Origin of the sequence: Streptomyces sp. NBC_00510, assembly GCA_036013505.1 — a bacterium.
Taxonomy (GTDB): domain Bacteria; phylum Actinomycetota; class Actinomycetes; order Streptomycetales; family Streptomycetaceae; genus Actinacidiphila.
In genome coordinates this window covers 2,860,558-2,872,605 of the sequence record CP107851.1, presented here as the reverse complement: position 1 = coordinate 2,872,605, position 12,048 = coordinate 2,860,558, and the positions used below count along the sequence as shown (strand labels likewise).

12 protein-coding genes are annotated in these 12,048 nt (G+C 71.8%); 8 read left to right on the top strand and 4 right to left on the bottom strand.

What is annotated here, in order from left to right; genetic code table 11:
- Positions 1-4: 4 nt before the first annotated feature.
- Positions 5-1,321: a sugar ABC transporter substrate-binding protein gene (locus tag OG937_12650; protein ID WUD72471.1), complete on the bottom strand. Its 1,317-nt coding sequence runs from the start codon at positions 1,319-1,321 to the stop codon at positions 5-7.
- 139 nt (positions 1,322-1,460) lie between these two features.
- Here OG937_12650 and OG937_12645 point away from each other — a divergent pair, with 139 nt between their 5' ends.
- Both OG937_12645 and OG937_12640 read left to right on the top strand, forming a co-directional pair.
- A complete protein-coding gene (locus OG937_12645) occupies positions 1,461-2,732 on the top strand; it encodes an ROK family transcriptional regulator (GenBank protein ID WUD72470.1) in 1,272 nt (423 codons plus the stop codon).
- Positions 2,733-2,766: 34 nt separating this feature from the next.
- Positions 2,767-3,582, top strand: coding sequence for an AIM24 family protein (locus OG937_12640; protein ID WUD72469.1), 816 nt, complete (start codon positions 2,767-2,769; stop codon positions 3,580-3,582).
- Positions 3,583-3,737: 155 nt separating this feature from the next.
- Here OG937_12640 and OG937_12635 read toward each other — a convergent pair whose 3' ends face one another.
- Positions 3,738-4,340 (bottom strand): TetR/AcrR family transcriptional regulator, encoded by a 603-nt coding sequence (locus OG937_12635; GenBank protein ID WUD72468.1) that lies wholly within the window; start codon positions 4,338-4,340, stop codon positions 3,738-3,740.
- Between the two features lie 103 nt (positions 4,341-4,443).
- Here OG937_12635 and OG937_12630 point away from each other — a divergent pair, with 103 nt between their 5' ends.
- The 4 genes from OG937_12630 (at position 4,444) to OG937_12615 (ending at position 8,403) form a co-directional block, all read left to right on the top strand.
- Positions 4,444-4,929 carry a peroxiredoxin gene (locus OG937_12630; GenBank protein WUD72467.1) on the top strand — a complete coding sequence of 162 codons (486 nt, stop codon included), beginning with the start codon at positions 4,444-4,446 and terminating at the stop codon, positions 4,927-4,929.
- Between the two features lie 246 nt (positions 4,930-5,175).
- Positions 5,176-6,204, top strand: a complete 1,029-nt coding sequence (gene tdh / locus OG937_12625) for an L-threonine 3-dehydrogenase (GenBank protein WUD72466.1) — start codon at positions 5,176-5,178, stop codon at positions 6,202-6,204.
- Positions 6,205-6,266: 62 nt separating this feature from the next.
- Positions 6,267-7,460 carry a glycine C-acetyltransferase gene (locus OG937_12620; GenBank protein WUD72465.1) on the top strand — a complete coding sequence of 398 codons (1,194 nt, stop codon included), beginning with the start codon at positions 6,267-6,269 and terminating at the stop codon, positions 7,458-7,460.
- Between the two features lie 4 nt (positions 7,461-7,464).
- Complete coding sequence (locus tag OG937_12615; GenBank protein ID WUD72464.1) at positions 7,465-8,403, top strand: LysR substrate-binding domain-containing protein; 939 nt, start codon at positions 7,465-7,467, stop codon at positions 8,401-8,403.
- Positions 8,404-8,409: 6 nt separating this feature from the next.
- Here OG937_12615 and OG937_12610 read toward each other — a convergent pair whose 3' ends face one another.
- The gene (locus OG937_12610) at positions 8,410-8,832 is read right to left on the bottom strand and encodes an ankyrin repeat domain-containing protein (GenBank protein ID WUD72463.1); all 423 of its coding nucleotides are present in this window, start codon (positions 8,830-8,832) and stop codon (positions 8,410-8,412) included.
- Positions 8,833-8,987: 155 nt separating this feature from the next.
- Here OG937_12610 and OG937_12605 point away from each other — a divergent pair, with 155 nt between their 5' ends.
- A complete protein-coding gene (locus OG937_12605; protein ID WUD72462.1) occupies positions 8,988-9,413 on the top strand; it encodes a ribonuclease in 426 nt (141 codons plus the stop codon).
- A gap of 67 nt (positions 9,414-9,480) precedes the next feature.
- Here OG937_12605 and OG937_12600 read toward each other — a convergent pair whose 3' ends face one another.
- Positions 9,481-10,302: an HAD hydrolase family protein gene (locus tag OG937_12600; GenBank protein ID WUD72461.1), complete on the bottom strand. Its 822-nt coding sequence runs from the start codon at positions 10,300-10,302 to the stop codon at positions 9,481-9,483.
- A gap of 452 nt (positions 10,303-10,754) precedes the next feature.
- On the opposite strand from OG937_12600, the gene OG937_12595 reads away from it, so the two are divergent.
- Positions 10,755-12,047 (top strand): ABC transporter substrate-binding protein, encoded by a 1,293-nt coding sequence (locus OG937_12595; protein WUD72460.1) that lies wholly within the window; start codon positions 10,755-10,757, stop codon positions 12,045-12,047.
- Position 12,048 lies beyond the last annotated feature (1 nt).

The window sequence follows — 12,048 nt, the reverse complement described above, 5'->3', positions numbered from 1 at the left end:
ACGCTCACGACGCCGGCATCTGCTGCTGGGCCTTTTCGAGGGCGGCCTTGACGCTCTCGGTGGTGACCGGCTTCCCGGCGGCGGCGTCGGCGAACAGGTCCTTCATCGCGGTGCCGACGGCGGTCTCGAACTGGCTCTCGTTGGCGACCTGCGGCAGCGGCGCCGCGCTGTTGGCGAGCGCGTCCGCGAGGACCTTCAGGTCCGGGGTGGCGAAGGCCGGGTCGGACTGGGCGGCCTTGACCGGCGGGAGCGAGCCGTAGGTGCCGTTGAGGAGCTTCTGCTCGTCGTCGCTGGTCATGAACTTCACGAACTTCAGCGCGCCGTCGACGTTGTCGGTCTTCTTGAAGACGGCCAGGTTGATGCCCGCGACCATCGAGTTCACGGCGGTGTCGCCGGAGGCGCCCGCGGCCTGGAACGGCACCTGGGCGACGCCGTAGTCCTCGGGCTTCATGCCGTGGGACTTCAGCGAGGAGCCGGCGGCCTGCCACAGCAGCATGGCGGCCTTGCCGGTGGCGAAGTCGGCGACGGACTGGTTGGCGGCGTACTCGGCGTTGCCGGGGGCCGCGATCTTGTCCTTGGCGATGAAGTCGATGTACTGCTTGACGGCCGCGACCGCCTCGGGGGTGGTGAACGTCGGCTTGCCCGAGGCGTCGAAGAAGTCGGCGCCGTGCTGCTTGCCGAAGACGAAGGCGTGGTGGACGTTCTCGGAGAGGTTGCCGCCCTCGACGGCGAGGCCGTACTTGCCGCCCTTGGTGAGCTTCTTGCCGTCGGCGACGAGCTCGTCCCAGGTGGCGGGCGGGTTGGCTATGCCCGCGTCGGCGAACATCTTCTTGTTGTAGTAGAGCCCGTACGCCAGCGAGTACAGCGGGACCGCGGCCGGGTCCTTGCCCTCGGCGCCCGTCGCGCCCAGGGCCGAGGAGACGAAGCGGTCCTTGCCGCCGATGGCGTCGAAGGCCTTGGCGTCGAAGGGGCGCAGCGCGCCGGTGGCCTGCAGCGAGGCGGACCAGGTGTTGCCGATGTTGAGGACGTCGGGGCCCTGGCCGGAGGTGGCCGCGGCGAGGATCCGGTTCAGCAGGTCGGACCACGGGATGACCTCGAGCTTGACCTTGATCCCGGTCTGCTTCTCGAACTTCTTGAGCTCGGGCGTCAGGGTCGCCTTGTCCGCCTCGAGGCTGGCGCCCTGGTTGCTGGCCCAGTAGGTGAGCTCCTTGGGGCTGCCGTTGCCGCTGCCGTCGGTCGAGGAGCCGCCGCCGCACGCGGTGGCGGAGGCGATGAGCGCGGCCGCGAGCGTCGCGGCGGCCGTGGTACGGGTGATGTGCATGACCGGGGATCCCTCTCCAGGGTGGGTGCCTTCGGGAAGTGAAGAACGTCACGCCTTAATTCAAGGCGTGATTTAACGTCTGAGAAAACCTGGCGTCAAGACTTGGCGCAGCGATAGATTCAGCCGGGGAGGGAGCACCATGGCAGAACGAGGCAAGCGGACCGTACGCGACCTGCGGCGGGGCAACCGTTCGGCGCTCTTGCGTCACCTGTACTTCGAAGGACCCCTCAGCCGTCAGGAGTTGGCCAGGGACACCGGACTGAGCACAGGTTCCATCAGCAACGTCGTGGCCGAGCTCATCGCCGACGGCGTCGTCGAGGAGGCCGGCTCCGTCGAGTCCGACGGCGGACGCCCCCGCGTCATGCTCAAGGTCGCCCCCCGCCACGGCTTCCTCATCGGCGTCGACGTCGGCGAGACCCGGGTCCGCGTCACCCTCTTCGACCTCGCCCTCACCGAACTCTCCTCCACCGACCGTCCGCTGGCCGACAGCGGCCACGACGTCGCCCTCGTCGTCCAGCTCATCCTCGACGGCCTCTCCGTCGTCCTGGAGGACAGCCGCGTCGATCCCGCCCTCGTGCTCGGCGTGGGCATCGGCGTGCCCGGCATCGTCGAGCAGGGCACCGGCGGCGTCGGCGCGGTCGTCCACGGCCAGACCATCGACTGGGACGCCGTCCCCCTCGGCGCGCTGCTCGCCGAGGGCACCGCCCTGCCGCTCCACATCGACAACGGCGCCAAGACCCTCGGCCAGGCCGAGATGTGGTTCGGCGCCGGGCGCGGCGCCCGCAACGCCGTGATCGCGCTGCTCGGCTCCGGGGTCGGCGCCTGCGTGGTCGCCGACGGCAAGCCGTACCGCGGCGCCAGCAGCAGCGCGGGGGAGTGGGGCCACACCACCCTCCAGGTCGGCGGGCGGCGCTGCCGCTGCGGCGCCCGCGGCTGCCTGGAGGCCTACGTGGGCGCCGAGGCGCTCATCGAACGCTGGGACGCGCCCACCGGGGTGAGCGAGGAGGCCGCGATCGCCGCCCTCCTCGACGCCGCCGAGGCCGGCGACGCCGCCGCCGTCGCGCTGCTCGACGAGACCGCCGAGTACCTCGGCGCGGGCATCGCCGACCTCGTCAACCTCTTCAACCCCGAGCGCATCGTGCTGTCCGGCTGGACCGGCCTGATGATCGGCCCCCGGCTGCTCGACGCGGTCCGTGAGGCCACCGCCGCCTACGCGCTGCACCATCCCTGCGCCCAGACCTCCATCGAGCTGGGCCGGCTCGGGACGGACGCGGTCACGGTCGGCGCCGCCACCCTGCCGCTCGCCCGTTTCCTCGACGCGGGCGGCCGCCCGACCGGCCACGCCGCGCGGCCCGAGGAGCAAGCGGAACCGAATCGTCCGGGTCGTTCGTTGTCGGGTACATCCGTCTGAACGAGGACGTCCCGAGACCACCCGGAGCACCGCAGTGACCCTGAAGCAGCAGATCGTCGGCAACGCCATGCAGATGGCCGTGTGCACCCTTGAGCCCGGCCAGACCGTCTACTGCGAGGCGGGGAAGTTCCTGTTCAAGACCGCGAACGTGAGCATGGACACCCGCCTGGCCGGTCCCGGCGCCCAGCGCGAGGCCCAGGGCGGCGCGGCGGGCGGCGGCATGGGCGGCATGCTCCGCCAGGCGATGGGCACGGCCATGCAGGTAGGCCAGCGGATGCTGGCGGGCGAGAGCATCGCCTTCCAGTACTTCACCGCGAGCGGCGGCGAGGGCACCGTCGGCTTCGCCGGCGTCCTGCCCGGCGAGATGCGCGCCCTGGAACTGGACGGGTCGCGCGCCTGGTACGCGGAGAAGGACGCCTTCGTGGCCGCCGAGTCGACCGTCGACTTCGGCATCGCCTTCCAGGGCGGCCGCACCGGCACCAGCGGCGGTGAGGGCTTCGTCCTGGAGAAGTTCACCGGCCGCGGCACGGTGATCATCGCAGGCGCGGGCAACTTCATCGACCTCAACCCCGCCGACTTCGGCGGTCGCATCGAGGTCGACACCGGCTGCATCGTCGCCTTCGAGGACGGGGTCCGCTACGGCGTGCAGCGCATCGGCGGGCTCAACCGGCAGGGGATCATGAACGCCGTCTTCGGCGGCGAGGGGCTGTCGCTGGCGACCCTGGAGGGCAACGGGCGCGTCATCCTGCAGTCCATGACCATCGAGGGCCTGGCCAACGCGCTGAAGAAGGCCCAGGGCGGCGACAAGCAGGGCCCCACCGGCGGCCTCTTCTCCACCCACGCCGGCTGACGCCGCCGTTCCGTACGTTCCCCCCAGCCCGAAGCCCGGCCCGGTACGCGCGGGCGCCGGTCCAGGCGCTCACGTCCGACGCGTCCCCGCGCGGCAGTGGCAGCGGCGGGGCACAGGCCGGGGCGCGGGTGCCGCGAGGGCGTGGCAGGGCCCCCTCAGACCACCCCGGCGGCCTCCAGCACGCGCCGCACCGCCCGGTCCAGCGAAGCCCGCACCGCATCCGGGTCGCCGAGCGCGGCGGTCATCACGGCGCCGTCGCGCAGCATCATCAGCGTCGCCGCGTCCTCCGCGGGCTCGGGGGCGCCCGCCTCCGCGAGCAGCCGGGCGACCAGTTCCCGCAGCCAGTCCCGGTGGGCCACGATCGCGCGCGAGACGGGGTCGGCCGGGTCCGGGTACTCCGCGGCCGCGTTGAGGAACGGGCAGCCGCGGAAGCCCGGTGAGCAGAGCTGGTCGCCGAGCGCTCCGGCCACCCCCGCCAGGGCCTCCCGTGCGCCCAGGCCCTCCAGCGAGGCCTCGGTGAAGGTGCGGATCTGCTCGTCGGTGGCCTGGATGTAGCTCAGGACGAGCTGCTCCTTGCCCAGGAAGTGCCGGTAGAGCGTCGCCCTGGTGGTGGACGCCTCCGTGACGATCCGGTCCATGCCCACCGCGTGGATCCCCTCGGCGTAGAACAGCCGGGCCGCGGTGGCCAGGATGCGGTCACGCGGCGGCGCGTCCGCGGCTGCGTACGTGACCAGGGGAACGGCGGGAGGGGCACTCATGTCCTTGACGGTAGCGGACGGCACCGCGTAGCGTCCGGCAAGAAAGAACGTTCTGTATCGTCACTCCCCGACGAGCCGAGCCCCCCTGCGAGAGGACCCCGCCATGCCCGTGCCCGAGACCGGTACCCCCGCCCCCGACTTCACCCTCCCGGGAGTCCTGCTCACCGGATCGGGCGACGCCGAGCGCGGCGAGTACTCCCTGTCCGCGCACCGCGGCGCCCCCGTCGTGCTCGCCTTCTACCCCGGGGACGACTCGGCGGTGTGCACCAAGCAGCTCTGCTCCTACACCTCCGACCTGGACCGCTTCCGCGACCTCGGGGCGACGGTGTGGGGCGTCAACTTCAGCGACCTCGACAGCCACGAGCACTTCGCCCGCAAGCGCGACCTGCGCTTCCCGCTGCTCGCCGACACCGAGCGCACGGTGGCGAAGGCCTACGGCATCACCATGCCCGGCCTCGGCCTGAAGCGCTCGGTCTTCATCGTGGACGCGGAGGGCATCGTGCGCTGGAAGCACGTCGCCCGCATCGGGCTGACCTTCCAGGACACCGACACCATCACTGCGCAGCTGGCCGCGCTCACCCCGCGCTGAGCCGCGGCGACGCCGGGCCGGAGCGGCCCGCGCCACCCTTCCGGCCGAGCGTGAAGCTGCGCTGTTGCCGAGCTTAAGAAAAGATCGATGGACTGAACGCTCGAAGCCGGGCAGATTGCTGTGTGCCCGGCGCATCGCGCGAGCCGGCGCCGACGGGCGCCGCCGCTCCGCCCGGGCTCCCTCGTGCCCGGTCCGCGTCCCCCCGCGCGGGCCGGGCCACATCGTCTGCCGGCAGGAGTCGCAAGAGTGAAGGCACTGGTGAAGGAGAAGGCCGAGCCCGGCCTGTGGCTGCGGGACGTCCCGGAGCCGGAGATCGGTCCCGGGGACGTCCTCATCAAGGTGCTGCGGACCGGCATCTGCGGCACCGACCTGCACATCCGTGCCTGGGACGGCTGGGCCCAGCAGGCCGTGGGCACCCCCCTGGTGCTCGGCCACGAGTTCGTCGGCGAGGTCGCCGCCGTGGGCTCGGACGTCGACGAGATCAAGCCCGGTGACCGCGTCAGCGGCGAGGGTCACCTCGTCTGCGGCAAGTGCCGCAACTGCCTGGCCGGCCGCCGCCACCTGTGCCGCAACACCATCGGCCTCGGAGTCGGCCGGGACGGCGCCTTCGCCGAGTACGTCGCGCTGCCCGCGTCGAACGTGTGGGTGCACCGGGTGCCCGTCGACCTCGACATCGCCGCGATCTTCGACCCCTTCGGCAACGCCGTCCACACCGCGCTGTCCTTCCCCCTGGTCGGCGAGGACGTGCTGATCACCGGGGCCGGCCCGATCGGCATCATGGCCGCCGCCGTCGCCAAGCACGCCGGCGCGCGCAACGTCGTCATCACCGACGTCAGCGAGTACCGCCTGGAACTCGCCCGCAAGGTCGGCGTCAGCCTCGCCCTCAACGTCGCCGAGACCACCATCGCCGACGGCCAGCGCGAGCTCGGCCTGCGCGAGGGCTTCGACATCGGCCTGGAGATGTCCGGCCGTCCCGAGGCCATGCGCGACATGATCGCCAACATGACGAACGGCGGCCGCATCGCGATGCTCGGCCTGCCCGCGGAGGACTTCTCCGTCGACTTCGCCAAGATCGTCACGTCGATGCTCACCATCAAGGGCATCTACGGCCGCGAGATGTTCGAGACCTGGTACGCCATGTCCGTGCTGCTGGAGGGCGGCCTCGACATCGCCCCCGTGGTCACCGGCCGCTACTCCTACCGCGACTTCGACGCCGCCTTCGACGACGCCGCGAGCGGCCGCTGCGGCAAGGTCGTCCTCGACTGGACCGCCTGACCCCTCCCGGCCCCCGAGGCACGGCCCACCGCACCACCCGCAGCTTCCCAGGGAGAACCCCGATGTTCGACTCCGTCCGCGACGACCTGCGCGGCACCCTCGACGAGATCCGCGAGGCCGGGCTCTTCAAGCCCGAGCGCGTGATCGGCACCCCGCAGAGCGCCTCCGTCTCCGTCACCGCCGGCGGCGTCCCCGGCGACGTCCTCAACTTCTGCGCCAACAACTACCTCGGCCTCGCCGACCACCCCGAGGTCACCGCCGCCGCCAAGGAGGCCCTGGACCGCTGGGGCTACGGCATGGCGTCCGTCCGCTTCATCTGCGGCACCCAGGAGGTCCACAAGGAGCTCGAGGCCCGGCTGTCCGCCTTCCTCGGCACCGAGGACACGATCCTCTACAGCTCCTGCTTCGACGCCAACGGCGGCGTCTTCGAGACCCTCCTCGACGAGAACGACGCCGTCATCTCCGACGCGCTCAACCACGCCAGCATCATCGACGGCATCCGGCTGTCCAAGGCCCGCCGCCTGCGCTACGCCAACCGCGACATGGCCGAGCTGGAGGCCCGCCTCAAGGAGGCGTCCGACGCCCGCCGCCGCCTCATCGTCACCGACGGCGTCTTCTCGATGGACGGCTACATCGCGCCGCTGGACGAGATCTGCGACCTCGCCGACCGCTACGACGCGATGGTCATGGTCGACGACTCCCACGCCGTCGGCTTCACCGGCCCCGGCGGCCGCGGCACCCACGCCCTGCACGGCGTGATGGACCGGGTCGACATCATCACCGGCACCCTCGGCAAGGCCCTCGGCGGCGCCTCCGGCGGCTACGTCGCGGCCCGCGCGGAGATCGTCGCGCTGCTGCGCCAGCGCTCGCGCCCCTACCTGTTCTCCAACTCCCTCGCGCCCGTCATCGCCGCGGCCTCCCTCAAGGTCCTGGACCTGATCGAGGACTCCGAGGACCTGCGCACCCGCCTCGCGGAGAACACCGCCCTCTTCCGCTCCCGCATGACCGAGGCCGGCTTCGAGATCCTGCCCGGCGAGCACCCCATCGCCCCGGTCATGATCGGCGACGCCTCGGAGGCGGGCCGCATGGCGGAGCTGCTGCTGGAGCGCGGCGTCTACGTCATCGGCTTCTCGTACCCCGTCGTGCCGCACGGCAAGGCCCGCATCCGGGTCCAGCTGTCGGCCGCCCACTCCACCGCGGACGTCGACAAGGCGGTGGACGCATTCATCGCCGCGCGCGCGGCCCTGGCAGGATGAATGGGTGATTGACGCACGACGGCTGCGGACCCTGCGGGCCGTGGCGGACCACCGTACGGTGACCGCCGCGGCCGCCGCGCTGTACCTGACCCCCTCCGCGGTCTCCCAGCAGCTCGCCGCCCTGGAGAACGAGACCGGCCACCGGCTGCTGGAACGCGGCGGCCGCGGCGTCCAGCTCACCCCCGTCGGCGAGATCCTGCTCGCCCACGCCAACACGGTCCTCGCCCAGCTCGAACGCGCCGAGGCCGAGCTGGCCGCCTACACTTCCGGCGCCGCCGGCCAGGTGACCGTGGCCTCCTTCGCGACCGGCATCGCGCTGGTGCTCGCCCCGGCCATCGCCGCGCTCGGCGGCACCGCCCCGGGGATCCGGGTCCGCGTCCGGGACGCCGAGGGCGACGAGTCGCTGCCCATGGTGCTCGACGGCCGCGCCGAGATCGCCGTCGCCGTCGAGTACCGCGGCGCCCCGCGCGCCGACGACCAGCGGCTCTCCCGCGTCCCCCTGTACGCCGAGCCCTTCGACGCGGTCCTCCCGGCCGGCCACCCCCTCGCCGACGCCGGGACCGGCACCGTGCGCGTCGCCGGCCTCGCCGACGAGACCTGGATCGGCCCCTACCCGGGCAACCCCTGCCACGACGTGGTCGTCCTCGCCTGCGAGTACGCCGGTTTCCAGCCCCGCCTCGAGCACTCCTCCGACGACTTCCGCGCCGTCGTCGCCCTCGCCGCCGCGGGCGCGGGCGTGGCCCTCGTCCCGCGCAGCGCCCTGCGCGACATGGACCTGTCCGGCGTCGCCGTCCGCGCCGTCGACGACGTCGTCGCCACCCGCCGCGTCTTCGCCGCCGTCCGCCGCGGCGCCGAGGACCACCCCCTGCTCCGCCCGGTCCTCGACGCCCTGCGCGACGCGGCGGACGGCGCGGGCGACGCCGACGGCACCGCGCGGTCCTGATGTCCCTCAGCGCCGGTCCGTGTCTGCGTCCGCCGACAGGAACCGCGCCCAGGGAAACCACGAATTCGGCCTTCTGTGCCGCTTTTTGACGAAAGCCCGCAGAAGGTCCTCTGCCATCACGTGATTGACCTTCTTCGCCATCTCCAACGGCGTATACCCTTCCGGGTCGGCGAACGCGGGGTCAGCCCCGTAGGCCAGGAGAATGGCGGTCGCGACGCAGGTCAACGGCTCACCGGACTGAATCGCCGAGTCACCCTCGAGATCGATCGCGTGGATCAGCAGGGATTGGCCCAGGCACACCTCATCGGGATCCGTGCCGTCGGCGAGCAGCCGCGACAATTCCCCGTGGTCGCTGAGTTCGACGGCCAGGTGCGCCGGTGTCCATTCATTCTCGGGCAGCCACTGGCTTGCGAGGTCGGCCTCGGACATTTCCGGGATCCCACTTTCACGATCGAGTCCGTCGGCAAGTCTGCGCGATCAGCGGGCAGGGCCGCCCGGCGGGGTGACCGGAAGGTGTGAACTCCCGGGGAACATCCCGTGATTGTCGTTGACATGACAGGCTCTACGCGCGTCATCCTGAATCCATGAGAATCCCCCCACGGATCCTTCGCCTCGGCGCCCTGGGCGCCCTCGCCTCGGCCCTTCTCGTCGGCGGCCCGGCCGTCGCGACCGCCGCACCGGCGCCCGCCGGCGCCGCTGCCGCGGCTGTCGTCCAGGCCGCGTCGGTCGGCGACATCTGCTACTCCGACCTGCCGTCCCAGGCCTACACCACGCTCCGGCTGATCGATCAGGGCGGCCCGTTCCCGTACCCCCAGGACGGGACGGTCTTCCAGAACCGCGAGGGTGTGCTGCCGGCCCACGCGAACGGCTACTACCACGAGTACACGGTCAAGACGCCCGGCTCCTCGACCCGGGGCGCCCGGCGGATCGTCACCGGCCAGGGAGCCGACGAGGACTACTACACCGCCGACCACTACGTGACCTTCGACCTGATCGACCACGGCTGCTGACGCGGCCCCGTCCACCGTCCTCGGGGCGGCGCCCGGTCGGTCCCACCGGGCGCCGCCCTTCGGTGCGTCAGTGGTCCCGTGCCCCTGTCCCGTAGAGCCGCTCCAGGACGCGGGCCACGCCGTCGTCCTCGTTGGAGGCCGTGCGGTGGGCGACCGAGGCGAGCACGGCCGGGTGCGCGTTGGCGACGGCGCAGCCCGTGCCCGCCCAGGTCAGGACGGGCAGGTCGTTGGGCATGTCGCCGAAGGCGATGACCTCCTCGGCGGTGATGCCGCGGGACGCGCACAGGGCCGCGAGGGCGGCCGCCTTGGTGACGCCCCGGGCGCTGACCTCCAGCAGCCCGTGGCCGCCGGAGTGGGTGAACTGGGCCCGGCCGCCCGCCGCGTGCTCCGCGACGGCGAGCAGGGCGTCCGCGTCGAGCGCGGGTGACCAGGCGAGCAGCTTCACGACCGGGCCGGGGGTCGCCCACAGCTCCGCGAGCGAGGTCACGGGGACCTCGGCGCCAGCGTCCTCGGGCAGGTGGTGCCCGTATCCCGGGGCCCAGTGCAGCCGGTGGCCCGTCTCGACGGCGAAGCCGACTCCGGGCGCCGCGTCCCGCAGGGCGGCGGCCACCCGTCGTGCGACGGGGACGGGGAGCGGGGTGGACCCCGTGACGGCGCGGCTGCCGATGTCGTACACGATCGCGCCGTTGGCGCACACCGCGGTCCCGGTGAGGCCGGTGTCGGCGGCGAGCGCGTCGAGGTAGCGGGGCGGCCGGGCGGTCACGAGGACGACCGCCGCGCCCGCGCCGGTCGTGGCGCGCAGGGCGTCCAGCGTGCGGGCGGAAAGCGTGCCGTCGTTCCGCAGGAGCGTGCCGTCGAGATCGGTGGCGACCAGGCGGGGGTGGGGCATCGCCGCATCCTACGGAAACCGGTGCGGCGACGCCGTCCAGGTCACCGAAAGATCGCGTTTTTAAGTTAATTAGCAATTAATATTGACAGGCTTCGGGGGCCCGGCCACAGTTTCCGCCGTGGCACCGGCGCCCGGCACGTCGCCCTCCGTGGGGTGGACGGCCGCGTCCGTCAGGCCGCGCTCCGAGCCCTGTGCGCGACCCGTCCGCTGCGTCTCGCAGCGCATCGCTCCACCCCGTTCCATCCCGTTCCACCTGCGTCAACCGATGCCATCCGGCGCCAACAGGGGTGCCCCCGGGCCTTGTTCGGCCGAGGTCACACCCCTCTCGAAAATAAATTACTAATTAATCTTGACGGGACGCTGACCCCTGCGACAGGCTGTGCCTGCCGCACCCAGAGCCGGGCCGTCAGGGGGCCTCAGCTCCGTTCCGTGGGCACTAAGGGAGTTCACAGATGACCGCCTTCAACGCCAGCCGCCGCCGGTTCCTCGCCGTGTCCGGCGCCGTCGGCGCCGGCGCGCTGCTCAGCAGCTGCGTCACCCAGAGCCCGTCCGCCTCCGGAGGAAAGTCCGGCGGCCCGGTGACCCTGCAGTCCAACCTCTCCTCCCCGCAGGCGAAGACCTCGATGCAGCAGCTCGTGGCCGCCTTCAACAAGCGCGGCGGCGCCGAGGCGGAGCTCAACACCGTCGCGTCGGAGACCTTCCGCACGCAGCTGCCGACGTACCTCACCTCGGCCACCCCGCCGGACATCTACACCTGGTACCCGGGCTCCGTCGCCGAGTCGTACGCCAAGAAGGACCTGCTCCTCGACCTGGACGACATCTGGGGCAAGCCCGAGCTGTCCGGCTACACCGACGCCCTGAAGAAGCTGTGCACCTCGGCCTCCAGCGGCAAGAAGGTCTTCGTGCCCACCAGCTACTACTGGTGGGGCATGTTCTACCGGAAGTCCAACTTCGCCAAGTGGGGCGTCCAGGAGCCGAAGAACTGGGACGAGTTCCTCGACCTGTGCGACAAGCTCAAGAGCAAGGGCGTCGCCCCGATCGGCCTCGGCGCCGGCGGCGACACCCCGTGGGTCGCCTCGGCCTGGTTCGACTACCTCAACATCCGCGTCAACGGTGCCACGTACCACCGCGAACTGCTCGCGGGCCAGCACCGCTTCGACGACCCCGAGGTCCGCAAGGTCTTCGACACGTGGGACCAGGCCCGGCCGTTCTTCGACCCCAACGGCACGGCGATACCGTTCCAGGACGCCACCACCGCCCTCCTCCAGGGCCGTACCGGCATGATGCTCATCGGCACCTTCTTCGCCGACGCCGCGCCGAAGGACGCCCTGGGCGACATCGACTTCTTCCAGTTCCCCATCATCGACCCCAAGGTGCCGGTCGCCGAGGAGGCGCCCACCGACGGCTACTTCGCCAGCGCCCGCAGCAAGCGCGCCGACGGTGTCAAGGAGTTGCTGAGCTACCTGGCGACCGCCGAGGCGCAGGAGCTCTACCTCAAGAACTCCTCCGGCACCGCGCTGCCCACCCACCCGGACGCCAAGGACGCCGGCACCCCGCTGGTGGTCAAGGGCCGCAAGCTCATCGAGAGCGCCGCCGACGTGACGCAGTTCTTCAACCGGGACTCCAGCGACGCGCTCCAGCCGACCGCCGACACGGCGCTGGTGCACTACCTGGCCAAGCCCAAGGAGATCGGCTCCATCCTCACCACCTGGCAGCGCAGCGCACAGAAGATCTGGAGCCAGTGAC

Bases quoted from the DNA above. Each gene is read 5' to 3' on its own strand.
- OG937_12645 (WUD72470.1), top strand. From the start codon at position 1,461: ATGGCAGAACGAGGCAAGCGGACCGTACGCGACCTGCGGCGGGGCAAC.
- OG937_12620 (WUD72465.1), top strand. From the start codon at position 6,267: ATGTTCGACTCCGTCCGCGACGACCTGCGCGGCACCCTCGACGAGATC.
- OG937_12630 (WUD72467.1), top strand. From the start codon at position 4,444: ATGCCCGTGCCCGAGACCGGTACCCCCGCCCCCGACTTCACCCTCCCG.
- OG937_12605 (WUD72462.1), top strand. From the start codon at position 8,988: ATGAGAATCCCCCCACGGATCCTTCGCCTCGGCGCCCTGGGCGCCCTC.
- OG937_12610 (WUD72463.1), bottom strand. From the start codon at position 8,832: ATGTCCGAGGCCGACCTCGCAAGCCAGTGGCTGCCCGAGAATGAATGG.
- OG937_12650 (WUD72471.1), bottom strand. From the start codon at position 1,321: ATGCACATCACCCGTACCACGGCCGCCGCGACGCTCGCGGCCGCGCTC.
- OG937_12635 (WUD72468.1), bottom strand. From the start codon at position 4,340: ATGAGTGCCCCTCCCGCCGTTCCCCTGGTCACGTACGCAGCCGCGGAC.
- OG937_12595 (WUD72460.1), top strand. From the start codon at position 10,755: ATGACCGCCTTCAACGCCAGCCGCCGCCGGTTCCTCGCCGTGTCCGGC.
- OG937_12600 (WUD72461.1), bottom strand. From the start codon at position 10,302: ATGCCCCACCCCCGCCTGGTCGCCACCGATCTCGACGGCACGCTCCTG.